The sequence below is a fragment of the Nitratidesulfovibrio sp. SRB-5 genome, from assembly GCF_019931275.1.
In the GTDB taxonomy this organism is placed as follows: Bacteria; Desulfobacterota; Desulfovibrionia; order Desulfovibrionales; family Desulfovibrionaceae; genus Cupidesulfovibrio.
The window spans coordinates 1,757,077-1,782,644 of the sequence record NZ_JAIOTY010000001.1; the positions used below are offsets into that span (position 1 = coordinate 1,757,077).

Below are 25,568 nucleotides of genomic sequence, written 5' to 3' on the forward strand. Positions count from 1 at the left end.
CGCCACCTCGCCAGGCTTTTTGCAAAACGAACGTCCCCCGCTCGCAGCCGCGAACGGGGGACGTTTTCTTTCATGCGCAGGGTCGACGTTACGCGAAGTCGGGGTCGATGGCCGCCCTGCCATTGTCCAGCATAACCTTCAGAAAGCGCACGGTGCGCTCGTCCACCGGCACGATGGGAAAGTGCTGCATGCACGAGTCGCACTGGGCCATGGAGGGTTGGGTGGGGCTGATCAGCGGCACCTGGCGGCGGCAGTGCGGACAGGGGTAGAAGAAGATCACTTCCAGCCCGTCGGGGCGCACCGGATTGAGGGGCTTGCGGCTCTTGCCTTCCTGCCCGTTGTTCCCGTTCCTGTTGTCACCGGCCATCTATGCAGCCTCCGTGTCGCCGTCGTTCTCAAGCAGGGATGCGCCGGTCATCAGTTCCGGCGTGTCCACGCCCCACAGGCCGAGGATGGTGGGGGCGATGTCCCCCAGCCTGCCATCGCCGCGCAGGCGCAGCGCGCGCATGCCGTCGGGTTGCGACGCATCGCGCTCCGCCACCACGCAGTGCACCCGGTTGGTGGTGTGCGCGGTCTGCGGGTTGCCCGTGGAATCCAGCAGCTCTTCCGCGTTGCCATGGTCGGCGGTGACGATGAGCCGCCCGCCCGCACCCAGCACCGCTTCCGCGATGCGGCCCACGCAGGCGTCGACGGTTTCCACGGCGGCAATGGCCGCCGGGATGATGCCTGTATGGCCCACCATGTCGCAGTTGGCCAGGTTGCACACCACCAGCTGGTAACCGCCCTGCCGCCATTCCTCCAGCAGCAGGTCGGTGACCTCCACCGCGCTCATGGCGGGCTTGAGGTCGTAGGTGGCCACGTCGCGCGGGGAGGCCACAAGGCGGCGTTCCTCGCCGGGGAAGGGCTCTTCGCGGCCACAGTTCAGGAAGTAGGTGACGTGAGCGTACTTTTCCGTTTCCGCGATGCGCAACTGGCGCAGTCCCATGGACGACACCACCTCGCCGAGGGTCATGGCCAGGTTGTCCTTGCCGAAGGCCACGGGCACGTCGAAGCTGGCGTCGTAGCCGGTCATGGTCACGAAGCCGGAAAGCGCGGGGCGCCTGCCGCCGTCCGCCTCGCGGTCGAAGCCGTCGAAGGCGGGGTCGATGAAAGCGCGGGTCAGCTGGCGGGCGCGGTCCGCCCGGAAATTGAAGAAGAACACGCCGTCGCCGTCGGCCACCCGGCCCACGGGCGCGCCGCCTTCCGCCACCACGCGGGGGGTGACGAATTCGTCGGTCTCGCCCGCAGCATAGGCCGCGCGCACGACATCGGCCAGCGAGCCGCCCGGCAGCGAGGCCGCCTCGACCAACGCGCCCTTGCCGCCTGTCGGGCCAGACGGACCAGACGGGCTGGTAAGGGCCGTCCAGGCCAGCGCGTTGCGCTCGTAGCGCTTGTCGCGGTCCATGGCGTAGTAGCGCCCGGTCAGGGTGGCGATGCGCCCCCAGCCCGCGTCACGCAGGATGGCTTCAAGGTCGGCCACGTAGCCCGCGCCGCTGGTGGGCGAGGTGTCGCGCCCGTCCAGAAAGGCATGCACCAGCACGGGCACGTTGCGGGCCTTGGCCGCCTCCACAAGGGGCCGCAGGTGGCGGATGTGGCTGTGCACCCCGCCGTCGGAAAGCAGGCCCATCAGGTGCAGCCGCCCGCCGGACGCAACAAGTGCTTCCAGCAGGCCGCACAGCGCGGGATTGCCGGCAAGTTCGCCGGTTTCCACGGCCATGTCGATGCGGGTCAGATCCTGATAGACCACCCGGCCCGCCCCGATGTTCATGTGGCCCACTTCGGAGTTGCCCATGAACCCGGCGGGCAGGCCCACGTCTCGCCCGGAGCAGGCCAGCGTGGTGCGCGAGGGCAGCGCCGTGAGCCGGTCGAGGTTGGGGGTGCGCGCCAGCGACACCGCGTTGCCCAGTCCGGCGGGGGCAATGCCCCAGCCGTCCAGGATCAGCAGCACCGTGGGTGTCAGCCCCTGCCCCTGTTTTGAGCCCTGTTGCCCTTCCCGCCCCGGCGTGCTCACTGGTCGTCCCCTTCCGGGGCCTTGGGCGCGGCGGGCTTGCGGGTGCGCGCGCGGGGCTTGGGTTCCTCGGCGTCCGCATCGGCGGACGAGGTGGCCGCGCGCTTGGCGGTAACGGCGGCGGCGCGGGCGCCAGCCACCTTGCCCGCCATGCGGCGCACGCCGCTGTGGGTGCCCGCCGAGGTGGTGGCTGCCTCCACCGGCGGGGCCAGCTCGCGCCCGTCATGCAGCACCGGCGCGTCGGACCACAGGCTTTCCAGGCGGAACATTTCACGCACCGGGGTCTGGAAGACGTTGATGATCACGTCGTTGCAGTCGAGCAGGATCCACTGCCCGGCCTGATAGCCTTCCATGCGCAGGAATTCGATCTTTTCGTCGTCGCACATGCCCAGCACGTGGTCGGCCAGGCCCTGCGCGTGGCGCACGGAACCGGCGGTGACGATGATGATGGATTCGGCAAAGGCGTTCATGCCCGCAAGGTCCAGGGCCAGCACGTCGCGGCCCTTCTTTTCTTCCAGCCAGCCCACGAAGGTGGCTACCTTCTCGGCGGTGGGGATGTCCTTGAACTTCTTTTCGATGGGTTTCATGCGGTGTCCTGTGGTCCGGCCAACGCGCGGCGCGGCCCGTGTGTTCGTATGCATGCGGCGGAAGGTCCGCCGATGGCGTCATGTGAATGAGACGTACGTGAATGCGTTGTACATAAATGCAATGTACATGGATGCAATGGCCGTGAATGCGCTGTCCGGCGGCATCCGCCGTTCGGCCTGCCCTGCCCCGGATTGCCTGCGGCAGGCGGAGCGGATGGCCGACGGTGTTACCCCTTGTCCTGTGCGTTGCCACCGTGGACCGGCAGCAGCACGGATTCCAAAGGCCGCTTGGGCACGCGGTGGGTGCCGTCCGCGTCGCGGTGATAGCGGATGTCGCCATCCGCGCCCACGGTGTCCAGCACGCGGGTTTCGGCGGGCACGCCCAGCGCCAGCACAAGCACAAGGTCCAGTTCGGCATGGGGGGGCGTATCCATGCCAAGGGCCGCGCGCACGCCGTCGCGGTCGAACGCGCCGATCATGCAGCAGCCAAGGCCCAGCGCCTGCGCACCCAACTGGATGGTCTGGGCCGCGATGCCAAGGTCGATTTCCGGCGTGGGCGCCCCCTTCCTGTCGCACAGCACGGCGATGTACGCCGCCGGGCGCTCGCCGGAAACCGGCCCCCCCCAGTCCTTCAGGTAGGCGGCCCAGCGCAGGTGCGGAAACACGGCACCATTGCGCGCCCCATCGGCGCACACGGCATAGCGCAGGGGCTGGCGGTTGGCCCCGCTGGGGCACACCCGCGCCGTGTCCACCAGCGCGTGCAGCGTGGACAGGGGCACGGCCACGTCCTCACGAAAGCGGCGGCAGGTGCGCGCGGCGCGTACGCACTGGGCAAAGGCGGCAAATTCGGGGGACTGGACGAAAGAATGCGGCACGGTCATGGTGCGAATTTCCTGCGGAATGGCGTGGCTGGCTGTGCAGCGTGAACGGGCCAAACGAGCCCGATGGATCACCCGTTCACTGTCCAAACATTCCATATACCGCATTCCCCAACGCTCCGCAAATGCGCGCACGCGGCGCCTGCCGGTAAACCGGGACGAAAGGCGGGCCGGGCACCCGCCCCGGAACATGCCCGGCAAGCCGAAACAGGCAGCCCGGCCTTGCAGCGATTTGCCCCGTCCGGGCGGTGCCCCGCCGCCTCGTCGTTTCCCATCCCGTTCTCTACCCTCATGCTCGTGCATCCGCATGTCACCGGCCCGCGACACGCAAGCCTCGCACCAGCCCGGCATCCTTGACCGCATCGGGCAGTTGGGGCACAAGTTGGCCTTGCCCGACATGTGTCGCACGGGCCGCCCGCGCCAGCGCGCCGCGCGGCACCGCCTGCGGTGAACCCGAGAGGAGAGCCCCATGATTTTCGACGTCGACCGCGAGACGCTCCCGCGGGAGGAGCTGGAAGCGCTGCAACTGCGCAGGTTGAAGAATCTCTGCGAGCGCGTCTACGCCAACGTGCCTCACTACCGCCGCCGGTTCGAAGAGGCGGGGGTGACCCCGGCGGACATCAAGCGGCTATCCGACGTCACCCTGCTGCCCTTCACCGAAAAGCAGGACCTGCGCAACAACTATCCCTTCGGGCTGTTTGCCGTGCCCAAGGACACCATAGTGCGGCTGCATGCCTCCAGCGGCACCACCGGCAAGGCCACCGTGGTTGGCTACACCAAGCGTGACCTGGACAACTGGGCCGAGCTGATGGCCCGCAGCCTGGCCGCCGCCGGGGTAACCCGCCGCGACCTCATCCACAACGCCTACGGGTACGGCTTGTTCACCGGGGGCCTTGGCGCGCACTACGGGGCGGAACGCCTGGGCGCCACGGTCATTCCCGTGTCCGGCGGGGCCACCAAGCGCCAGGTGCTGCTGCTGCGCGACTTCGGCGCCACGGTCATCTGCTGTACCCCTTCGTACAGCCTGTACCTGCACGAGGCGGCGGAAGAAGCGGGCATCGACCTGCGCGAACTGCCCTTGCGCATCGGGGTGTTCGGCGCGGAGCCGTGGTCCGAGGAAATGCGCGCCGAAATCGAGACCAAGCTCGGCATCGACGCCCTGAACATCTACGGCCTGTCCGAAATCATGGGCCCCGGCGTCTCCATGGAATGCGTGGAAGCCAAGTGCGGCATGCACATCTACGAAGACCATTTCCTGCCGGAAATCATCGACCCGGTGAGCGGAGAAGCCCTGCCCCCCGGCGCCACCGGCGAACTGGTCATCACCACCCTGACCAAGGAAGGCATTCCGCTGGTGCGCTACCGCACCCGCGACATCACCTCGCTGGACTACACCCCCTGCGCCTGCGGCCGCACCCACGTGCGCATGCGCCGCGTGACGGGCCGCAGCGACGACATGCTGATCATCCGCGGGGTGAACGTGTTCCCCTCGCAGATCGAGTCCATCCTGATGGAAACCGAGGGGCTGGCCCCGCACTACCAGTTGCTGGTCACCCGCGAAGGGAACCTGGACAACATGGAGGTGCAGGTGGAGGTTTCCGAGGAATTCTTCTCGGACGAGATCAAGAACCTGCAACGCCGCGAAGCCCGGTTGCAGAAGACCATCAAGGAATTCCTGGGCGTCACCGCCAAGGTGCGACTGGTGGAGCCGCGCTCCATCCAGCGTTCCGAGGGCAAGGCCAAGCGCGTCATCGACATGCGCGAAAAGTCGTAGACGCGGCACGCAAGATTACGAATGCGAAAAGGGGGCTTCGGCCCCCTTCTTCTTTGCGCGACAATAGCTGCGTCCGGTATAATCTCACAATGTCGGTCAGTCTTCGCCCTGGGCTTCTTTCTGCTCGTGCAAGCGCTTGTTTCGTCTGTACGTCATGGTTTCCGTCATGCCCCCCCAGATACCTGCCGCGCCAACTGCGAAAAAAACGGCTGCGGGTCCCCAGTCACCCTTCCTGACATACGCGATGACCAGACACAGCCCCGCAAGCCCCATCAGGAAATGCGACAATATGTAGTTCCGCTGCACCGGCAGCGGAATCCACGGGTCAAGTGCATACAGATCAAGGTGCAGACTGCGTTCCCCGTCTTTCATGTATTGCGGAGGCATGTATTCCGCGATTTTTCGCGATGCCGCTCCCCCAATGAACGCGGCTGCCAGAAACAGCAGGATGAACCCCCAGAACATAAAAAAATTCAGGGTGTCGTGAAGGTCCAGAATGCCGTTTCCGAGAAAATGCCAGCCGGTGTGAATTGATATTCCCACCTTGCCTCCTCACGTCCGCAGGCTTCGCAAATAGCGGACAAGACTGACTATTGTAAAATAGGTCATTAGGGACGCAAAAAACAATGCAAATACCATCGCATTGAAATTGCCTTCGATATAAAATTGCAAGACCATAAGAAATTGCGAAAACGCAATAATTGCAAGGCCTGCAACATACTGCCTTCTGAGCGACAGAGGAACCCTTGCGTCAAAGGCTATGGAATGAACGTACATTCTGTACGATCCGTCATCCAGAGACGCAGGACATATTTCACGTATTTTTCGCACTGTTGCTGTATCGAAAAATCCCCCTATAACAAATATGATTGCACTCAGCATGTAGAATACGGAGTCCAACGAATCATACGACATCCGGATGTCTCCTTGCGGCGTATGTCTGGGTGGCGGCACAGGCATGCATAACGCCCCCGCGCCAACGAACGGCAATGCCTTGTTCCATACAGGAGAACTCAAGGCCTGCAAACGGCAACGGCGGGGCAACCTTGCTTCAAGGTCGCCCCGCCGTTGGATTTTTGCGTTTTTTCGTGCCAGCTACTTCTTGGGCCGGATGTGCGCAAGCACACGGTCGCGGGCCTCGCGCGAAGCTTCCGTTTCCAGTTCGTCCAGTTCGTCGCGGTCGGCAAAACGGATGGCTCCGCAGGGGCACATTTCCGCGCAAGCGGGGCCAAGGCCCACGGCGCGTCGCCCGGCGCACAGGTCGCACTTGCGCACGGCCACGCCCCGGTCGGTGGCGAAAAAGGCGGCATAGGGACACGCAATGACGCAGTTGCGCGTCTCGCAGCCCCGGCAGAGCATGGGTTGCAGCACCACCGCCCCGTCACGGTCGCGCATCAGCGCGCCCCGGTTGCACACCTTCATGCAGTGGGCGTGTTCGCAGTGCTGACAGTAGATGGGAATCATCTGGCCGTCGCCCGTGCGGGCCATGGCGATGCGCGGCGTGTCGTACAGAAAGCCGCACACGGCCTCGCATGTTTCGCAGCCGATGCACTTGCTGTAGTCGATATGCAGGGTCTTACCCCTGCCGTGGCATTCCGACATGGCGCGCTACCTCTGCTCGCTGGGGGCGCCGGGGCGCGTTATGACGTCGGCGTCGTAATTGTATTCATTTTCGCGGTGCTGGGCCTTCAGGTCCAGCCAGTTGGTCAGCGAACGCGCGGCGCGTAGGCCGCTGTACACCGCCTTGCCGATCTTGCTGGGGCCTGTCAGCACGTCACCCGCCACAAAGACGTTCTCTATGCTGGTCATGTGCAGCCAGCGCACTTCGCCCTTGCGCACGTTTTCCAGCCCCAGTTCCTTCTGGAACGGCGGGGTGGGAATTTCGCCGATGGAGGTGACGATGACGTCGGCGGGCAGCACTTCGGTCTCGCCGGTATTGGCGTCGGACATCTCCATGGCCGCCACGTGCTGGCCGGTTTCATCGGCCACGATGCGCAGCGGGGTGCGCCGTTCCAGCCATTCGCAGCCCACGTCGATGAGCCGGTCCACCTCGTAGCTGCCCGCAGGGGCTTCCTTCTTGGTGCGCCGGTACACCATGACCACGCGCTTTGCCCCAAGTGCTTTGGCGCTGTGGGCCACGTCCATGGCCGAATGCCCGGCGCCCACCACCACCACGGTGCGCCCTTCCACCGGCGGCACGGAAACGTTGCTGGTGGCGTACTTCACCGCGCGGATGGGGAACAGGAACTCCAGGCCGGAATAGACGCCCTTCAGCTGCTCGCCGGGTATGCCCAGCTTGCGCGACTTCCACGCGCCGCTGCAGATGATCACCGCGTCATGTTCTTCCACCAGTTCGCCAAGGCCCCGGATGTCGCACGAGAAATGGTCGCCCTCTTCCTCGTGCAGGGGGGCGCTGCAACATATCTTGGTCTTGTTGTGGAAGTTGACCCCGAACTTGCGCGACAGGATGAACACCCCGCGCTGGATGCGGTCCGCCGGGATGCGGTGGCCCGGAATGCCGAACAGCATCAGGCCGCCGGGCTTGGGCAGCTTGTCGTAGACCTCTACCTGATAGCCCAGGCAGCCCAGGTACCCGGCGGCGGCAAGGCCCGAAGGCCCGGCCCCGATGATGGCGACACGCCGCCCGTTGGGCGGTGCGGGTTCTTCCCGCATGAAGGCGAAATTCATGGCGTTGGACATCGATGCTCCACGGTGCTTGCCGTGCGCCGGGCCGCGAAGTGCGGCGCGCGCAGCGTGCGTGTTCAATATAGCCATGGGGGCTGCTTCCGCAAGCGGTCGAGAAAGGCCACCCGCGCCGGGGCCCGGGTGCGAGCGGCAATGCCGCGCCACCGTCCCGCATCCGCATGCGCGCGCCGTCCATCCGGCACCGGCCAGTCCGCACCCGGCTTGTCAACAGCCCGCCGGGGATGCTATCCACCTTCAATGACTGCAACGGCAGGGCGAACCGGCCTGCTTCACCCCGCAAAAGGATTGTCGCCATGAAAGTGGAACAGATTTCCGTATTTCTCGAAAACAAGGCCGGGCGTCTGGCCGAGGTAACCCACACCCTGGCCGAGGCGGGCATCAACATCCGCGCCCTGTCGCTGGCCGACACCTCGGACTTCGGCATCCTGCGCCTGATCGTGCACGACCACGAAAAGGCCAAGGCCGCGCTGAAGGAAAAGGGGTTCACCGTGGGCCGCACCTCGGTGGTGGCCGTGGAAGTGCCCGACCATCCCGGCGGTCTCGACAGCATTCTGCAACTGCTGAGCACCCGTGGCGTCAACGTGGAATACATGTACGCCTTCGTGCAGCAGAACGGCACCAACGCGGTGCTCATCTTCCGCTTCGACCGCACCGACCAGGCCATCGAAGTGCTGAACGAGGCGGGCATCCCCGTCATTCCCGGCGACAAGCTGTACCAGAACTAGGGCTGCCACGGTTCCCTTTCCCTGACCGGATGGGGCCGGGTCCGGTTGCTGCCGGTCCCGGCCCTTTTTGCATGGTGTTCCGGCGTTGCCCGGACAAATGACACGGCCCGCGCCCCCCTGCCGTGACGCCGGTCACGGAATGCCTGCTGGCGCGGTGTACGGTGGCGCGCACGGGTTGTTCGCCGCTTCCGCCGCACCGCACGGGCACCCTTTCGATGCACGGATCGCCGGTCACCCGTTACCGCCGGACGCCCTTTCCTTTCGTCAACCCGCGCCCCACGGAGTTTCGCATGCAACGCCTTTCCGCCTGTTCCCTCGACTGTCACGGGGCCTGTTCGCTGGTGGTGCACCTGCCGGACGAAGAAGCATCCGTGCATGACGACCCCGCCGGGGGCGTGCGTGTTTCCGGCAACCCCGACCATCCGTTCACGCGCGGGGTGGTCTGCGTCAAGGGACGGGCACTGGCCGCCCGCCGCCTGAGCCCCGACCGCATTACCACGCCGCTGGTGCGCGGCGCGGACGGCGCGCTGCACCCGGCCACCTGGGACGAGGCGCTGGCCCTGTGCGCGTCGAAGCTGGACGCCCTGCGTGACACGCCGGAATCCATCTTGCACCTGCGCGGCTTCGGCTACCGGGGCGCGCTGGCGGAAGCCAGCAATTATCTCTTCAACAGCCTGGGCGCGGCCCGCAAGCGCGGATCCTTGTGCGACGGCGCGGGCGATGCCGCCTGCGAGGCCGACTTCGGCGCGCCGGACCACAATGACAGCGACGATCTGGCCAACGCCGCCGCCATCGTCAACTGGGGCAAGGACCTGGCCCGGTCCTCGCTGCATCTGGGGCTGATGGTGCGCGACGCCCGCAGGCGCGGCGTGCCGGTGCTGACCATCTCTCCCGGCGGCGACGACAACGACGCTTTCACCGATGCCCGCATCCGCATCCGCCCCGGCGGTGACCGCTTTCTGGCTGCTGCGGCCATCCGCCGCCTGCTGGCCGAGGATGCCGTGCCCCGGACCATCAGCGAACGCACGCGCGGTTTCGAACACTTCCGGACCATGCTGCTGGCAACCAGCGAAGCGGACCTGCTGGCCGCCTGCGACGCCACCGCCGAAGACCTGGACACCTTGTGCCGGTGGATGCGCCGCGAGGCAGGCAACGGCGGCCCCACGGCCAGCCTGCTGGGCTGGGGGCTGCAACGCTACCTGCGCGGCGGCGAGAGTGTGCGCTTCATCAACGCGCTGGTCATGCTGTCCGGCAACATGGGCGTTTCCGGCGGCGGCGCGTACTACGGCATTTCCTCGGGCCGCAGCCTCGACCTTTCGTGGAGCAAAAAGGCGGGCACGCCCGCCCGCACCTTCCTGCTGTCGCACCTGGCGCAGGAACTGGCACAGGCCGACCCGCCGGTGCGCTTCCTGTGGGTGGACGCCTTCAACCCGGTGAACCAGTCGCCCGACGCACCGGCCCTGGCCCGCGCCGTGGAGGCCATCGACTTCACCGTGGTGGTGGAGGCCTTCCTGACCGACACCGCCAGCCGGGCCGACGTGGTGCTGCCCTGCGCGCTGGTGCTGGAGCGCGAGGAAATCTTCGGCTCCGCCTACCACAACTACATCGCCTATGCCGCGCCCGCCTGCCCCATGCCCGGCGCCGTGCGCCACGACTTCGACATCGCGCGCGGGGTGGCCGAACAACTGGCGCGGCCCATCCCCTTCCCGGACCGGGAGGACGTGCTGCGGCAGGCCCTGCGCTCGCCCCACATTGAAGCATCGCTTGAAGAATTGAGGGCCACCGGTTGGACAAAAGCCAAGCGTAGTTCCGTGGCGTGGGAAGGCCTGCGTTTTGCCCATCCCGACGGGCTGTACCACCTGCCAGAGGCCCTGCATCTGGATGGCGCAGCCGCAGCCGTACAGGATGGCGCATCGCCGGGCGACTATCCCTTGCACCTGCTGACCCTGCTGGCCCCGGACTACGTGAACTCGCAGGTGGGCTTGCCCGGTCGCCAGCCCGACGCCGCCCCCATCACCGTGCAGGTGGCGCCGGAATGTCCCGCCCTGTCCGCACTGGACCTGGACCGCCCCGTGTTCATCGTCTCGCCGCATGGCCGCATGCCCGTACAGGTGCAGACCCGGCCCGGCATCCACCCCCGCACCGTCATCATGCCGCGCGGCGGCTGGCTGGCCCATGGTCGCTCGCCCAATGCGCTCATCGCCCCGCTGTCCACAGACATGGGCGACGGGGCTGCGTATTATGAGCAGCGGGTGCGGCTGGAGAATTAAGGCCTGTTGGCGCTATGGTCCTTTTGCCATCTGCCTGCGTCAGAATGTTTTTTATTCCGGTCGAATACCACCAGAGTATACTCCCTCCATAAAAAAACCATTCTTCCTTGGCAGAGAACAAAAAACCTCATAGCGCTAGCAGGCCGTCAAAAGGCAGCCAAACCGTTTGACACTACTCTTGTGAAACATTTTTTGGGGAGGCGATAGGGGGTCTCCCCTTCCCCCGGTTCTCCTAGAGCAACACCAACCGGCTTGCCACGGGCATGCGCCAGCCGGTGCCGAAGGCGCGGTCGGTAACCTTCAGGCCGGGGGCGGCCTGCCGCCGCTTGAATTCGGAAATGCGCACCAGCCGCAGCACGTTGTCCACCACGGCGGGGTCGAAGCCTTCGGCCACCACGGCGTTGCGGTCCATGTGATGCACCACGCAGCATTCCAGAATGGCGTCCAGCACGTCGTACGGGGGCAGGCTGTCGGTGTCCTTCTGATCGGGCCGCAGTTCGGCGGAGGGGGCCTTGTCCAGGATGGCCGTGGGAATCAGGTCGTACCCCGCCTGGGCGTTGCGCCAGCGGCACACCCGGTACACCAGGGTCTTGGGCACGTCGGCAATGACCGCAAGGCCCCCGGCCATGTCGCCGTAGATGGTGCAGTAGCCCACGGCCAGTTCGGACTTGTTGCCGGTAGTCAGCAGCACCGCGCCCGACTTGTTGGACACGGCCATGAGCAGGTTGCCCCGGATGCGCGACTGGATGTTTTCCTCTGTCACGTCGCGCGCCGTGCGGCCCAACGCGCCGAACACCGGGGCCAGCGCCGCGTCGAAGCCCTCCATCATCGGGCCGATGGGCACCGTGTGCACCGCATCCACGGACAGGCCCAGATTGCGGGCCACGGCCAGCGCGTCGGTCACGCTGCCTTCGCTGGAATGGGGCGAGGGCATCAACAGCACCCGCAGGTTTTCCGGCCCCAGCGCATCTGCCGCGACAGTCGCCACCAGCGCTGAATCCACCCCGCCGGAAAGGCCCAGCACCGCGCCCGTGAACCCGCACTTGCGGGCGTAGTCGCGCGTGCCCATGACCAGCGCCTGCCACACCTGCGCCTCCGGCTCCGCAGGGTCCGGGCAGATGGAGCCCGTACCCGCCGCAACATCCACCAGCACCGTGTCTTCCTCGAACGGGCGCCCGCGCGCGATGAGATGCCCCACCGCGTCAAAGGCCACGCTCTTGCCCGCGAACAGCAAATCGTCGTTGCCGCCCACCTGGTTGGCGTACAGCACCGGCACCCGGTAACGCGAGGCAACGCGCGACAGCATGCGTTCGCGCACCGCCTGCTTGCCCAGCGTGAACGGCGAGGCCGACAGGTTGATGATGGCGTCCACCCCCGCCAGCCCAAGGTCCGCCACCGGGTCGGTCTCGTACTGGCGGTGTTCCTGCCAGAAGGTCTTGTCGTTCCAGATGTCCTCGCACACGGTGACTCCCAGCCGCCAGCCCGCCACCGTCACCGCGCCGCAGTTCACCCCCGGCTCGAAGTACCGGCGCTCGTCGAACACGTCGTACGTGGGCAGCAGCACCTTGCGCGTGGCCACCGTTACCGTGCCCTCGTGCAGCAGCACCGCCGCGTTGTGCAGCCGGTTGCCCACCGGCGTGGGGTTGGGCACCGGAGCGCCCACCAGCACCGGCGGCGCATCCTTCAGCCGCTGCGCCAGCGCCTCAAGCGCCTTGCGGCAGCCCGGCACGAAGTCGCTTCGCAGCAGCAGATCGCGTGGCGGGTACCCGCAGATGGCCAGCTCCGGCGTGACGCACAGCCCCGCACCCCGCGCCGCCGCATCACGGACCGCCGCCTCGATGCGCGCCGCATTGCCCGCCACGTCGCCCACCACCATGTTCAACTGCAACAACGCGATGTTCATTGATGTTCTCCGGAATGACAGCGGCTGGGATGGACCTCGGGGAGAGGGGAGAAAACTTCTGGAAAAGTTTTCTCCCCTCTCCCCGAACCCCTCTCCCCTCTTTCAAAACGTTTTCATTGGGGTGCATACTGGCAAGGCGCAGCCGGTGCCAACTACGATCCCAGCGTACCCACTCCCAGCCACCAAATAAAAAGTTTTGAGGAGGGATGGGGGTGCGGGGGAAGGGAGGAACTTTTTCAAAAGTTCCTCCCTTCCCCCGCGTATTCTTCAATCACAGCCTACAGCATGTCCAGCATGGAATACAGGGTGCCGGGCTGCTGCTGAGGCAGCCACTTTGCGGCGCGCAGAGCGCCCTGGGCGAAGTTTTCGCGCGAATGGGCCTGGTGGGTGATTTCGATGCGTTCTCCGGGGCCCATGGCGTAGATGGTATGCACGCCCACCACGTCGCCGCCGCGAATGGTCTGAATGCCGATTTCGTCCTTGGGCCGCTCGCCGATGATGCCTTCGCGGTGGTAGTTGGCCACATCCGGCAGGTTCCAGCCGCGCGCCTCGGCCAGGCATTCGGCAAGGCGCAGGGCGGTGCCGCTGGGCGAATCCTTCTTGCGGTTGTGGTGCAGTTCCACCATTTCCAGGTCGTACTGCTCGCCCAGTTGCTGCACCAGTTGCGGCAGGATCTTGAGCAGCACGTTGACGCCGATGCTCATGTTGGGCGCCCAGAAGATGCGCGCGGTCCTGGCCAGGTCGGCCAGTTCCGCCTTCTGTTCTACGGTAAGGCCCGTGGTGCCGATGACGTGCGACACCCCGGCCTTGGCGGCGGCGCGGGCGTTGGCCATGCTGGCCTCGGGCGAGGTGAAGTCCACCACCACGCCGCCGGGCACCATGGCGAACACCGCATCCGGGTCGCTGCCCGAAGGGCATTTCCACACGTCGAGCGAGGCCAGGCGTTCGGGACGTTCGACGACGGCGGCCAGCGTAAGGGCCGGGTCTTCCTGCGCCATGCGGCAGATGGTGGACCCCATGCGGCCACCGGCGCCCGTGACGATGATCGAAGTGCTCATGCTCGCTCCTTATGCGTTATGCGCGCCGCCGAAACCGGATGCAGCCCGGCGTGCGCGGCGTCTGATCGGAAATGGCGGAAATCACAGCAGCGAATGCTGGTCCTTCTTGCGGGGCATGGCCGGTGCGTCGGCGCTGTCAGTCCTGCCGGTCCTGTCGGTGATGTCGGCCCGGCCGGGGCCGCCCGACATCACGGGAGCCACGCCGGAAGCCACGCCTGATGCCGCGTCGGCAGAGATCGCGGCGGGCGCATCGGCGAGAACTTCAGGGGCGGTGGGAACATCCGCCGAAACTTCGGGGGCTTCGCCCTCGTTGCCGGGCGCTCCATCACCATCCCCCGGCACATCCCCGCCCCTGCCTTCCAGCAGGTCCAGAAATTCCTGTTCCCGCAGTACCCGTATGCCGAGTTTTGTGGCCTTGTCGAGCTTGGAACCGGGCTTGTCACCCACCACCAGCAGGTCCAGCTTCTTGCTGACGCTGCCAAGGATGTTGGCCCCGGCGGCCACGGCGCGGCGCTCCGCGTCGGAGCGGGTGAGCGTGGTCAGCGAGCCGGTGAACAGCACGCCCAGCCCGGCCAGCGGACCGCTGCCTTCGCCCGGCGCTCCTGCCGCGTCCGCTTCCGAGCGCACGGGGCGCACCGGCCACAGTCCCACGTCCCGCAGGCGTTCCAGCAGGGCCCGGTTGCCCTCGTTGGCGAAGAAGGCGCGGATGGATGCGGCCACCTCCGGCCCGATGTCCGGCAGTTGTTGCAATGTTTCGGCTTGTGCCGCGCCCAGCGCGTCGAGGTCGGCGAAGTGCGCGGCCAGGGTACGCGCGGTCTGTTCGCCCACGTGGCGGATGCCCAGCGCGCAGATGAGCCGGTTCAGGGTGGCCCCGGTGCGTGCCGTGTCAAAGGCGGCGATGAAGTTTTCCGCCAGTTTCGGCCCCATGCGCTCGAAGGCCAGCAGGGTCTGCTTGTCCAGCCCGAACAGGTCCGCCGGGCTGGTCACCTTGCCCCGGTCCACCAGCAGTTCCACCCATCTGCGGCCCACGCCCTGAATATCCAGCCCGGCCTTGGACACGAAGTGGATAATGGACTGGCGCACCACGGCGGGGCACCCCACGTTGACGCAGCGCCACGCGGCCTCGCCGGGTTCGCGCCGCACCGGGGTGTGGCAGACGGGGCACTCGGCGGGAAATTCGAACTCCGGCAGGCCGCTGGCGGGGCGCTGGTCCACCAGCGGGCGCACCACCTCCGGAATCACGTCGCCCGCGCGCTGCACCACCACCATGTCGCCCACGCGCAAGTCCTTGGCGCGGATTTCGTCCTCGTTGTGCAGGGTGGCGCGCGACACGGTAACCCCGCCCACGGCCACCGGGGCCAGTTCCGCCACCGGGGTCAGCACCCCCGTGCGGCCCACCTGAATGGCGATGTGCTCCAGCCGGGTGGTTGCCTGATGGGCGGGAAACTTCAGGGCGATGGCCCAGCGCGGGGCGCGGGCGGTGTAGCCCAGCGCGGCCTGCGCGGACAGGTCGTCCAGCTTGGCCACCACGCCGTCGATATCGAAGGGCAGTTCCGACCGGCGGCGGCCCAGGTCTTCGTAGTAGGCCATGACCTGCGCCGGGGTTTCGCAGCGGCGCGCATCGGGCGGGGTGCCAAAGCCGTAGTCCGCCAACGCGGCCATGACCTGTCCGTGGGTGGCCCAGCGAGCTTCCGGCCCTTGCGCGGCGGAAGCCGCGCCGTCGCTGGCCTCCGCAGGCCAGACCACCTGCCCCACCCCGTAGGCCAGAAAGCGCAGCGGACGCCCCGCCGTGACCGAGGCATCCAGTTGGCGCACCGAACCGGCGGCGGCGTTGCGCGGATTGGCGAACAGCTTTTCGCCCGCGCCACGCCGCGCCGCGTTGAGGGCATCGAATTCCGCGCGGGTGATGACCACCTCGCCGCGCACTTCCAGCCGGGCCGGGTGCGGCCCATCGCCGTGCAGGCGCAACGGCAGGTTGCGCACGGTGCGCATGGCGGTGGTGACGATTTCGCCCTTTTCGCCGTCGCCCCGCGTGAGCGCGGTGGTGAACACCCCGTTCTCGTAGATCACTTCCAGCGCCAGGCCGTCCATCTTGGGGTCGCACCAGAAGGCGGTGGGCGCGTCCGGCTCTGCCCGCAGCATGCGCTGGATGAACCCGTCCCACTCTTCCGCCGAAAAGGCGTTGTCCAGGCTGTACATGCGCAGGGTGTGGGCCTGCGTCTCCAGCGCCGCCACCACGGTGTCACCCACCCGGTGGGTGGGCGAATCGGGCGTGCGCAGGCTGGGCCATTCCGCCTCGATGTCCTGCAATTCGCGGAACAGGGCATCGTATTCGGCGTCGGAGATTTCCGCGTCGTCCAGCACGTAGTAGCGGTGGCTGTGGTAGTTCAACTGGTCGCGCAGGGCTTCCGCGCGGGCGGCCACATGGGCGGGCGCGGCGTCTTGCCCGGCATCCTGCCCGGCGTCCTGCTCGACGTTCGGCTCGGAAACGGGGGCGGGAGGCACAGGGGAAATATCGTCGGAAATGCTCACAGCGTGATCTCGTCGGTCCATTGGTGTTGCAGCAGGGCCACCTCGTCGCGCCATGCGGGGCCGAGGCGGCGGGTCATGTAGTCGTGTTCTGCGCGGGCGGCGGCATCCATGAAGCCGTCCACGGAGCGCGCCGTGGTGTGGTAGCGATGCCGGACCACCAGTTGATGGTCCACCACCACCGGCCAGCCCGCGCGGTGCGCCCGCAGGGACAGCCAGACGTCCACCCCGTAGCCGCGCGGGTTGGCGGCGCAGTCCGCGCCGCCAACCTCGCGGGCGCAATCAAGGTCGATGATCGGGGCGATGCCGTCCACCAGCGCCACCCGCCGGTACTGGAGGCGCGCGTCACGCACCATCTGCGGGTGGTAGGGGTTGCGGTCCACCGCCGGGGCGTACACCCCTACCTTGCTTTCCGGCCCGCCCAGCCCGCGCGCGGCCAATGCCGCGCCCATGCGGGCCATGCGCAGGGCCGCCCGCGCCACCAGTGGCGGGCGCGTCTCGAAGGAAATGTCGTTGTTCAGGAACCACAGGTGCGTGCAGCCCATGTCCCGCGCCGCGTCCATGCAGTACGCCAGCGCGCCGCCCCAGAACAGGTTGTCCGGCAGCCTGCGCCATGCGCCCATGGCCGGGCGCGGGGCCGCGTTGTCCAGCACCAGCACCCGTTCCGCGTGGTCCGGGTCGGCCCGGCGCAGGGTATCGGCCAGATTGGCGGCCAGTGCCGGATCGCCGTAGTGCAGGATGACCGTTGCGATGACGGGAGGCAACGCGGATGCAGGGGCAGGTACGGGCGCGAAGGTGGATACGGGCGCGGCGACCGGCGCCGTATCGGCACGACCGTCCTGCTCGCCGTTGCCCGTCACAGAATCTCCTGCAACTGCCGGAAATTCTCTGGCCTGCCCACGGTGACCAGGGTATCGCCGGGATTCAGTTCGTAGGTGGATTCCGGGTTGAACAGCATGCGCCCGTCGGGCTTCTTCACCCCGATGACGATGAGGTTGAACCGCTGCCGGATGCCCGACGCCATCAGCGTCTTGCCCGCCAGTTCCGAGGCGTCGCCCACGGTCAGTTCTTCCATCTGGATGTTCATGTCGGTCTTGGAGTGGGCCAGTTCCATGAACGTGGTCACCGTGGGCCGCAAAATGGACTGGGCCATGCGCAGCCCGCCCAGATGGTGCGGCAGGAACACCCGGTCCGCGCCCGCCAGTTGCAGCTTGCCGATGTGCGATGCATCGCCCGCGCGGGCGATGATGGCCATGTCCGGATTCAGCTGCCGCGCGCTCAGCACCACGTACACGTTGGCGGAATCCAGCGACAGCGCGGCAATGAGCGCCCGTGCATGCCCGATGTTGCAGGCGTTGAGCACGTCGTCGCTTGTGGCGTCGCCCGCCAGGTGCACGATGCCGTCGTTCTCCAGCCGTTCCACGGCCACCGGGTCGTTTTCCACCACCACGATGGGCACGCCTTCCTGCATCAGTTCGCGCGCCACCACCGAGCCGATGCGGCCATAACCGCAGATGACGCAGTGGCCGCGCAGCGAGGATATGGTCTTCAGCACCCTGCGCCTCCCGAGCACTTTGTAAAGCTTGCCATCCACCAGCAATTGCGAGAACGCGCCGAGGATGAAGGCGAAGTTGCCCACACCCGTCAGAATCAGCACCGTGGTCAGCACCCGCCCGGCGTTGGACAGGGGGTGCACTTCCTGGAAACCCACGGTGGAAAGGGTGATGACCACCATGTAGAAGCTGTCCCACAGGGACCAGCCTTCGATATGCGAGTAGGCCCATGTGGCCGTGGCAAACACCACCAGCATGGTGCACTGGCTGATGACCAGCGGGCCCCATGCGCCAAGGCGGGTGCGCAGCCGATGGTACCGGGTGATCAGCGGGTGTTGCCGCATGCGCCGTTGTCCTGTGTGACCGTTGTGGCCCGGAATGGGCTGGTCTTACGCACTATGCCCATGACCTGCGCCATGGCCCGCAATCGCGCATCATGGCCCCGCCGTCATGCCCGCCAGTAACCCCGCCGTCATGCCCGCCAGTAACCCCGCCGCCGGCCCCCAGCCTGTGCCGCTTGCCCCGCGACACGCCGAGCCCGGCATGCCGGTATCGGGCAGTCCGCAAAGTCCCGCTGCGGCACCCTACCCCGCGCCGCCCGCCCCCAGCAGATGCTCGCGCAGCAGCCGGATGCGGTCGCGCAGTTCCGCCGCCCGCTCGAATTCCAGCTCCTTGGCGGCCTCGCGCATGTCGCGCTCAAGCTGCTGGATCTGCCTGGCCAGTTCGTGCGGATCGCTGGACCACGGGGCAAAGGTTTCCGCCGCCTGCGCCGCGCCCTTGCGCCCCTTGCCCTTGCGGCCCTTGGCCTCGGCGGCTTCGGCGTAGATGGCGTCGAACGGGGTTTCCACCGCCTTGCGGATGGTGGCGGGCACTATGTGGTGCGCCTCGTTGTAGCCGGTCTGCCGTTCGCGCCGCCGCGCCGTCTCGTCCATGGCGGCCTGCATGGAGCGGGTCACCACGTCCGCGTACATCAGCACCCGGCCTTCGGCGTTGCGCGCGGCGCGGCCAAAGGTCTGGATGAGCGAACCCGCGGAGCGCAGAAAGCCCTCCTTGTCCGCATCAAGGATAGATACCAGAGAAACTTCCGGGATATCAAGACCTTCACGCAGCAGGTTGATGCCCACCAGCACGTCGAATTCCTTGCGGCGCAACGCCTGGATGATGGCCATGCGTTCCATGGTGTCGATGTCGGAATGCAGGTAGCGGGCGGCCACGCCCATCTCGTTGAAGTATTCTGTCAGGTCCTCGGCCATGCGTTTGGTCAGGGTGGTCACCAGCACCCGCTCGTCGCGCGCGGCGCGCAGGCGGCATTCGCCCAGCAGGTCGTCCACCTGTCCCTTTGTCGGCCGCACCTCCGTGATGGGGTCCACCAGGCCGGTGGGCCGGATGATCTGTTCCGCCACGATGCCCTGCGAGCGGTCCAGCTCCCACTTGCCCGGCGTGGCGGACACATAGATGGCCTGGTTCAGCCGGGCCAGGAATTCGTGGAATTCCAGCGGGCGGTTATCCAGCGCCGAGGGCAGGCGAAACCCGTAGTCCACAAGGGTGGACTTGCGCGAGCGGTCGCCCTTGTACATGGCCCCCACCTGCGAGACGGTAATGTGCGATTCGTCCACGAACAGCAGGAAGTCGTCGGGAAAGTAGTCCAGCAGGCACGAGGGCGGGTCGCCCGCCTTGCGGCCATCCAGATGGCGCGAATAGTTTTCCACCCCGTTGCAGTAGCCCATTTCCTCCATCATTTCGAGGTCGAGCATGGTGCGCTGTTCCAGCCGCTGCGCCTCCACCAGGCGGTTGCCGCCCTTCAGTTCGCGCAGGCGTTCGCCCAGTTCGTCGCGGATGTCGGAAATGGCGCGCACCAGGTTGTCGCGGTCGGACACGTAATGGCTGGCGGGGTAGATGACCGTCTTGCCCACGGATGCCAGCACCTGCCCGGTCAGCGGATCGATCTCGCTGATGGCGTCGATGTCGTCGCCGAAGAACTCGATGCGCAGCGCCCGTTCGTGATGGTAGGCGGGAATGATTTCCAGCACGTCGCCGCGCACCCGGAAGGTGCCGCGATGGAAGTCGTAGTCGTTGCGCTCGTACTGCACTTCCACCAGCCGGGTGATCAGCGCATCCATGGACAGCCGCTGCCCGGTCTCCACGGGGATGACCAGTTTGGCGTAGTATTCCGGCGAACCCAGGCCGTAAATGCACGACACCGAGGCCACGATGACCACGTCGCGCCGGGTGAGCAGCGCATGGGTGGCCGCGTGGCGCAGCTTGTCGATGTTGTCGTTGATGGACGAATCCTTCTCGATGTAGGTGTCCGATGACGGCACGTAGGCTTCAGGCTGGTAGTAGTCGTAATAGCTGACGAAATATTCCACCGCGTTCTCGGGGAACAGCTGGCGGAACTCGTTGTACAGCTGGGCGGCCAGGGTCTTGTTGGGGGCCAGCACCAGGGCGGGCCTGCCGCACCGGGCGATGACCTGGGCCATGGTGAAGGTCTTGCCGGAACCGGTGACGCCCAGCAGCACCTGGTCCGTCACGCCCGCCTCGATGTTGGAGACGATCTGGCCGATGGCTTCCGGCTGGTCGCCGCGCGGTTCGTAGTCGGTGCGCAGAATGAACGGGGATTGGGTCATGTATGCATCCGTGGCCCGCAGGGGCCGGTGGTGAGTCCTGAAACGTCGGGGCAGGCACGCCGCCTCGCAACGGCAGCAGAGGCTGCCCGGGGGCCATGCGGCCCATGGAAGCCCGAAGGAAGGGGGGACGAAGACGCGGTACGGCCTGCCGCCCCCTTCCATCCGTCGGAAAGATGGTCTAGAAAATCCGGAAGCGGCACGCCCCGTTGCCTGCACCCGCAGGTGCACTCCGGTGGCCGCCACGCCAAACCCGACGAAGCACGCGCCTCCGGTGGCCAGGTCCACGACCCCGGCATGCCGGAACCCCGCATGGAGCCCGCATGGAACTGACCGTCATTCCCGTGGAAGGCACGCCCCCGGTGGAGCGCATCCACGTCATATCCGTCACCATCCGCACCTTCAAGGGGCGGCGCAACGTACAGGCCCATCTTTTCCGGCTGCCCGACGGGGACGCAACGAGCCAGGGGCTGGACAGCCTGCGCGCGGTGCCCGGCCTGGTGGGGGCGCCGCTTGATCCGAGCGCGCCGGGCGCCGACGACCTGACCGGCCCGGAAGCGGAAACCGACGCCCTGCGCACGGTGCTGGAAGCCTTTACCGAGGCGGAACGCGACGCGGTGGTGGACTACCTATCGCAACGCTACGCAGACCGGCTGACCTGCATCATCGCCTGTCCGCTGCAACTGCCGGTGCCGCGCGGGGTGGTGCCCTTCTCCGCCCTGCCGGAAGGCAAGACCATGGGGGTCATCCGCTTCGACGAGGTGCCCCGTTATCCGCTGCCCTTTGCCATTCGCGGCTTCTACGACCTGGCCCAGCACGAACCGCTGGTGCACGAACAGGAATAACCCGCCGCGCCGCCGCACGCCACTTGGGTGCGCGGCACGGGACAGCGCGCCACAGGGCAGCGCGGCACCGGACAGCGGATGCACGCGGCAACCATGCCTGCCCTGGTGCAGCGCACGTCCGGGTCGGCTACCCGCAAGTGGGCCACGTGTTGACCGGCCACGTGCTGACCGGCACCATGCCCCGCCTACGACGGGCCGCGTGCCCGTTCCGTCCATCGTCCGTCACAAGGGTCTGAAACCGGCCGGGACACGCCAGTGCCTGGCCGGTCTTGCTTCCGCCCCAGGCTGTTGCGCGGCCATCCACGGGGCGTCCGGCCCCGGCGTCAAGGTCCGCATCGGCAAATCCGAAATTTCCGGGCAGCGCACCTCGCTGCCGTCGGCAAGGCGCAGTGCGCCGCGCACCCCGTCCGCCAGCCGGGCCAGAAATTCCGGGCGCGGCAGTTCGCGCGCGCCAAAGCGCACCATGTGCGGCGTGGTCTGCTGGCAGTCGATGAGCGTGCACCCCGCCTGGCGCAGCCATGTTGCCAGCCAGGTGAAGGCCACCTTGGAGGCTTCGGGCACTAGGTGGAACATGGATTCGCCGTAGAACACCCCGCCCAGGGCCACGCCGTACAGCCCGCCCACCAGCCTGCCGTCCTGCCACGCTTCCGCCGAATGGGCGATGCCCAGACGGTGCAGCCCCTCATAGGCGTTGATCATGGCGGGCACCAGCCAGGTGCCGCGCTGCCCCTGCCGGGGCGTGGCGGCACAGCGCCGGATAACCAGGGCAAAGGCCTTGTCGAAGGTGACCTCGAAGGCGTTCGAGCGGATGCACCGCGCCAGGCTGCGCGAGACGTGCAGTTCGTCCGGCAGCAGCGCGCAGCGCGGGTCGGGCGACCACCACAGGATGGGCGTGCCCCGGTCGTACCACGGGTAGATGCCACGCAGGTAGGCGGCCACCAGCCGGGCGGGCGAAAGATCGCCCCCCACGGCCAGCAGCCCTTCGGGCGGCGCGGCGACCGGATCGGGGAAGTCGGAACCGTCCCCGGCCATCCGCCCCAGCACCCGCACGTTCATTTATCGGTGGCGGCTTCGTCGCCGCCAAGCGGCTCGTAGCGGAACACCAGCCCCAGCCCGGCAATCCCCTGCTGATCGGCGGACGGCCCGGCCGTGGCTGAGACTGTCGGCGCGGCCTTGGCCACGTCGGCGGATACGGCTGGCAGCGCGCCATCCTTGGCCGCCTTGCCCTTCCCCTTGCGGGCGGGCCTGGCGGGCGCTGCCGCAGCCTCCGGCGCGGCCACGTCCACGATGGCGGTGCCGCCCTTGCGCAGCTTGCCGAACAGCACCTCGCGGGCCAGTTCGTCTTCCAGCGCGGTGCGGATCACCCGGCGCAGCGGACGCGCCCCGAAGGCAGGCTCGAAGCCCTTTTCGGCCAGCCGCGCGCGGGCCGCCGGGGTCAGTTCCAGGCGCACGCGGCGATCCTTCAGCCCGGCGCCCAGTTCCAGCACGAACTTGTCCACGATACGCTCCATGACCGGGGTGGTCAGCCCGGCAAAGGGGATCATGGCGTCCAGCCGGTTGCGGAATTCCGGGCTGAACATGTTCTCCACGGCCTTGCGGCCCTTGCCCGCCACGTCTTCCTGAGCGGTTGCTCCAAAACCGATGGACGGGGCGCTCATTTCGCGCACGCCCGCGTTGGAGGTCATGATGAGCACCACGTTGCGGAAGTCCGCCTTGCGCCCGGTGTTGTCGGTGAGCGTGGCGTAGTCCATGACCTGGAGCAGGATGTTGAAGATGTCCGGGTGGGCCTTTTCGATTTCGTCCAGCAGCAGCACGGTGTACGGCTGCTTGCGGATGGCCTCGGTCAGCAGGCCGCCCTGGTCGAAGCCCACGTAGCCGGGGGGCGCCCCGATGAGCCGCGACACGGAGTGCTTCTCCATGTACTCGCTCATGTCGTAGCGCAGGAAACCGATGCCCATGACTTCCGCCAGGCGGCGGGCCAGTTCGGTCTTGCCCACCCCCGTGGGACCGTAGAACAGGAAGCTGCCGGTGGGCCGGTCTTCGCGGCCCAGCCCCGCCCGCGCGCGCAGGATGGCCCGCGACAGGATGCCCACTGCCGCGTCCTGCCCGAAGACCACGTTGCGCAGGTCTTCATCAAGGGTGCGCAGGCGGTCACGGTCGCTGGACGACACCGTGCGCGACGGTATCTGGGCCATGCGCGCCACCACCTTTTCCACTTCCTTCACGCCGATGGCGGCATCGGATGCCGACGCCGCGCGGGCACCCCGCCGCAGCCGGGCCGCCGCGCCCGCCTCGTCCAGCACGTCGATGGCCTTGTCCGGCAGCAGCCGCTCGGTGATGAACCGGGCGGAAAGCTCTACCGCCGCGCGCAGGGCGGGCAGCGTGTAACGCACCTTGTGGTGGTCCTCGTAGTAGGGGCGCAACCCCTTCAGGATGTCCACGCATTCGTCCTGCGAAGGCTCCTGCACGTCGATCTTCTGGAACCGGCGCGACAGGGCGCGGTCCTTCTCGAAGTGGTTGCGGTACTCCTCGTACGTGGTGGACCCGATGCAGCGGATGCTGCCGTCGGCCAGCACGGGCTTCAGGATGTTGGAGGCATCCATGGAGCCGCCGCTGGTGGAGCCCGCGCCCACGATGGTGTGGATTTCGTCGATGAACAGGATGGCCCCCGGCACCTTGCCGAGGTCGGTGATGACGCCCTTCAGGCGCTGCTCGAAGTCGCCACGGTACTTGGTGCCCGCCAGCAGCGCGCCCATGTCCAGAGCAAAGATGCGCACGTCGCGGAATTCCTCGGGCACGTCGCCGCCCGCCACGCGCAGGGCCAGCCCTTCGGCGATGGCGGTCTTGCCCACGCCGGGGTCGCCCACGTACAGCGGGTTGTTCTTGCGCCGCCGGGCCAGCACCTGGATGGTCCGCTCCAGTTCCTTCACCCGCCCGATGAGCGGGTCGATGCGGCCATCGCGGGCGCGGGCGGTCAGGTCCACGGTGAACTTTTCCAGCGCGTCGATGCGGGGCGTGTCCGGCGCTCCGTCCTCGCTCTCGGCGTCGCCGCCGCCGTCCACGTCGCCACCCTGCGGCGCACCGTGCGAGATGTGCTGCAACACGTCCAGCCGGGTCACCCCCTGCGACTTCAGGAAGTAGGTGGCGTAGGCGTCGTCTTCTTCGAAAATGGCGGCCAGCACGTCGCCGATTTCCACGGCGCCCTTGCCCGCGGACTGCATGTGGCGGATGGCCCGCTGCAACACGCGCTGCACGCCCAGGGTCTGCACCACCTCGGTGGGGGTATCTGCGGGCAGCGGCTCCAGGTGGGTGGCGAAAAAGGTTTCCAGGCGCAGGCGCAGGGACTTCACGTCCACCCCCACGGCCTCAAGGATGTGCTTGCCCGCATCCTCGCCGGTGATGGCGTAGAGCAGATGCTCCAGCGTCAGGAACTCGTGATTGCGCGTCCGCACGTCGTTGACGGCGGCGGTAAGCGCTGCTTCAAGGCGTCTTCCGATCATGTCATACCTCTTCGAGGGTGCAGCGCAGTGGATAGCCTTCGCGCCGGGCGCGGGCATACACGAGGGCGACCTTGGTTTCGGCCACCTCTGCCGTGTACACGCCGCATTCACCGACGCCCTTCTCGTGGACGGCCAGCATGATGCGCGTCGCCTCGTCGGGCGTTCTGCGGAACACCTCGACCAGGATCGACACCACGAACTCCATGGTCGTGTAGTCGTCGTTGTGCAGCAGCACCCGGAACATCCGGGGCTCGCGCACCTCGTCCTCGATGAGGATCTCCGTGTCCCTGCCGCCATCGGGCATGTCCGATGGATTCGACGGGCCGCCGGGTTTTGAAGGGCCTGCCGGTTCCGAGGATCCCGAGGATCCCGAGGGCCCCGAGTATCCCGAGGGGCGGGCAGGTTTTGCAGGACCGGCCATGCACGCCGGAACGGCCGGGAAACGATGGGTGCGGGAATGGGTGCTCATGTGTGCTCGTTTCGCTGTTTCCGGGCGGTAACCGCTGACGGCGGCCCGGCATCCGCCCTCGTCATCCGGGTAATGCCGTCGAAGGCAACGCCGTCGGGGC

General features: G+C 67.2%; 20 protein-coding genes. 4 read left to right on the top strand and 16 right to left on the bottom strand.

Annotated elements, in window-relative coordinates; genetic code table 11:
- Nucleotides 1-88: 88 nt before the first annotated feature.
- The 4 genes from K6142_RS07210 to K6142_RS07225 all read right to left on the bottom strand — a co-directional run bounded on the left by K6142_RS07210 (nucleotide 89) and on the right by K6142_RS07225 (nucleotide 3,515).
- Nucleotides 89-367, bottom strand: a complete 279-nt coding sequence (locus K6142_RS07210; protein WP_012611587.1) for a hypothetical protein — start codon at nucleotides 365-367, stop codon at nucleotides 89-91.
- On the bottom strand, nucleotides 368-1,999 hold the full coding sequence (gene gpmI, locus K6142_RS07215; RefSeq protein WP_190243437.1) for a 2,3-bisphosphoglycerate-independent phosphoglycerate mutase: 1,632 nt from the start codon (nucleotides 1,997-1,999) through the stop codon (nucleotides 368-370). It lies immediately after the preceding gene.
- 47 nt (nucleotides 2,000-2,046) lie between these two features.
- On the bottom strand, nucleotides 2,047-2,634 hold the full coding sequence (gene rsfS / locus K6142_RS16545; RefSeq protein WP_263284240.1) for a ribosome silencing factor: 588 nt from the start codon (nucleotides 2,632-2,634) through the stop codon (nucleotides 2,047-2,049).
- A gap of 227 nt (nucleotides 2,635-2,861) precedes the next feature.
- The gene (locus K6142_RS07225; protein WP_190246009.1) at nucleotides 2,862-3,515 is read right to left on the bottom strand and encodes a nitroreductase family protein; all 654 of its coding nucleotides are present in this window, start codon (nucleotides 3,513-3,515) and stop codon (nucleotides 2,862-2,864) included.
- A gap of 466 nt (nucleotides 3,516-3,981) precedes the next feature.
- Between K6142_RS07225 and K6142_RS07230 the strand changes: the two genes are divergently transcribed.
- Entirely contained in the window at nucleotides 3,982-5,286 is a 1,305-nt protein-coding gene (locus K6142_RS07230) for a phenylacetate--CoA ligase family protein (protein WP_012611591.1), read from the top strand.
- Between the two features lie 96 nt (nucleotides 5,287-5,382).
- Here K6142_RS07230 and K6142_RS07235 read toward each other — a convergent pair whose 3' ends face one another.
- The 3 genes from K6142_RS07235 to K6142_RS07245 form a co-directional block, all read right to left on the bottom strand.
- Nucleotides 5,383-5,829 carry a hypothetical protein gene (locus tag K6142_RS07235; RefSeq protein ID WP_190246008.1) on the bottom strand — a complete coding sequence of 149 codons (447 nt, stop codon included), beginning with the start codon at nucleotides 5,827-5,829 and terminating at the stop codon, nucleotides 5,383-5,385.
- Nucleotides 5,830-6,381: 552 nt separating this feature from the next.
- Nucleotides 6,382-6,888: a 4Fe-4S dicluster domain-containing protein gene (locus K6142_RS07240; protein WP_012611594.1), complete on the bottom strand. Its 507-nt coding sequence runs from the start codon at nucleotides 6,886-6,888 to the stop codon at nucleotides 6,382-6,384.
- 6 nt (nucleotides 6,889-6,894) lie between these two features.
- The gene (locus K6142_RS07245) at nucleotides 6,895-7,986 is read right to left on the bottom strand and encodes an FAD-dependent oxidoreductase (protein WP_012611595.1); all 1,092 of its coding nucleotides are present in this window, start codon (nucleotides 7,984-7,986) and stop codon (nucleotides 6,895-6,897) included.
- Nucleotides 7,987-8,285: 299 nt separating this feature from the next.
- Between K6142_RS07245 and K6142_RS07250 the strand changes: the two genes are divergently transcribed.
- Both K6142_RS07250 and K6142_RS07255 read left to right on the top strand, forming a co-directional pair.
- Complete coding sequence (locus K6142_RS07250; RefSeq protein ID WP_012611596.1) at nucleotides 8,286-8,717, top strand: ACT domain-containing protein; 432 nt, start codon at nucleotides 8,286-8,288, stop codon at nucleotides 8,715-8,717.
- A 290-nt stretch (nucleotides 8,718-9,007) separates the two neighbouring features.
- Nucleotides 9,008-10,987 (top strand): molybdopterin-dependent oxidoreductase, encoded by a 1,980-nt coding sequence (locus K6142_RS07255; protein ID WP_190245996.1) that lies wholly within the window; start codon nucleotides 9,008-9,010, stop codon nucleotides 10,985-10,987.
- Between the two features lie 232 nt (nucleotides 10,988-11,219).
- Here K6142_RS07255 and K6142_RS07260 read toward each other — a convergent pair whose 3' ends face one another.
- The 6 genes from K6142_RS07260 to uvrB all read right to left on the bottom strand — a co-directional run bounded on the left by K6142_RS07260 (nucleotide 11,220) and on the right by uvrB (nucleotide 20,657).
- On the bottom strand, nucleotides 11,220-12,890 hold the full coding sequence (locus tag K6142_RS07260) for an NAD+ synthase (protein ID WP_190245995.1): 1,671 nt from the start codon (nucleotides 12,888-12,890) through the stop codon (nucleotides 11,220-11,222).
- A gap of 278 nt (nucleotides 12,891-13,168) precedes the next feature.
- Entirely contained in the window at nucleotides 13,169-13,948 is a 780-nt protein-coding gene (gene dapB, locus K6142_RS07265; protein ID WP_223380781.1) for a 4-hydroxy-tetrahydrodipicolinate reductase, read from the bottom strand.
- Between the two features lie 81 nt (nucleotides 13,949-14,029).
- Complete coding sequence (gene ligA / locus K6142_RS07270) at nucleotides 14,030-16,480, bottom strand: NAD-dependent DNA ligase LigA (RefSeq protein ID WP_190244362.1); 2,451 nt, start codon at nucleotides 16,478-16,480, stop codon at nucleotides 14,030-14,032.
- Nucleotides 16,477-17,337: a hypothetical protein gene (locus tag K6142_RS07275; protein WP_190244363.1), complete on the bottom strand. Its 861-nt coding sequence runs from the start codon at nucleotides 17,335-17,337 to the stop codon at nucleotides 16,477-16,479. Before K6142_RS07275 ends, ligA begins: the two co-directional genes overlap by 4 nt.
- The gene (locus K6142_RS07280) at nucleotides 17,334-18,374 is read right to left on the bottom strand and encodes a potassium channel family protein (RefSeq protein WP_190244364.1); all 1,041 of its coding nucleotides are present in this window, start codon (nucleotides 18,372-18,374) and stop codon (nucleotides 17,334-17,336) included. The genes K6142_RS07275 and K6142_RS07280 overlap by 4 nt, the downstream gene beginning before the upstream one ends.
- 240 nt (nucleotides 18,375-18,614) lie before the next feature.
- Complete coding sequence (uvrB, locus tag K6142_RS07285; protein WP_190244365.1) at nucleotides 18,615-20,657, bottom strand: excinuclease ABC subunit UvrB; 2,043 nt, start codon at nucleotides 20,655-20,657, stop codon at nucleotides 18,615-18,617.
- A gap of 320 nt (nucleotides 20,658-20,977) precedes the next feature.
- On the opposite strand from uvrB, the gene K6142_RS07290 reads away from it, so the two are divergent.
- Nucleotides 20,978-21,499 (top strand): hypothetical protein, encoded by a 522-nt coding sequence (locus K6142_RS07290; protein ID WP_190244366.1) that lies wholly within the window; start codon nucleotides 20,978-20,980, stop codon nucleotides 21,497-21,499.
- Between the two features lie 222 nt (nucleotides 21,500-21,721).
- Here the strand turns inward: K6142_RS07290 and aat are convergent, their stop codons facing one another.
- The 3 genes from aat to K6142_RS07305 are packed head-to-tail and all read right to left on the bottom strand — an operon-like array spanning nucleotide 21,722 to nucleotide 25,303.
- Nucleotides 21,722-22,531 carry a leucyl/phenylalanyl-tRNA--protein transferase gene (gene aat, locus K6142_RS07295; protein ID WP_411722700.1) on the bottom strand — a complete coding sequence of 270 codons (810 nt, stop codon included), beginning with the start codon at nucleotides 22,529-22,531 and terminating at the stop codon, nucleotides 21,722-21,724.
- A gap of 20 nt (nucleotides 22,532-22,551) precedes the next feature.
- Nucleotides 22,552-24,999, bottom strand: a complete 2,448-nt coding sequence (clpA, locus tag K6142_RS07300) for an ATP-dependent Clp protease ATP-binding subunit ClpA (RefSeq protein ID WP_190244368.1) — start codon at nucleotides 24,997-24,999, stop codon at nucleotides 22,552-22,554.
- Between the two features lies 1 nt (nucleotide 25,000).
- Complete coding sequence (locus K6142_RS07305) at nucleotides 25,001-25,303, bottom strand: ATP-dependent Clp protease adaptor ClpS (RefSeq protein WP_190244369.1); 303 nt, start codon at nucleotides 25,301-25,303, stop codon at nucleotides 25,001-25,003.
- Nucleotides 25,304-25,568 lie beyond the last annotated feature (265 nt).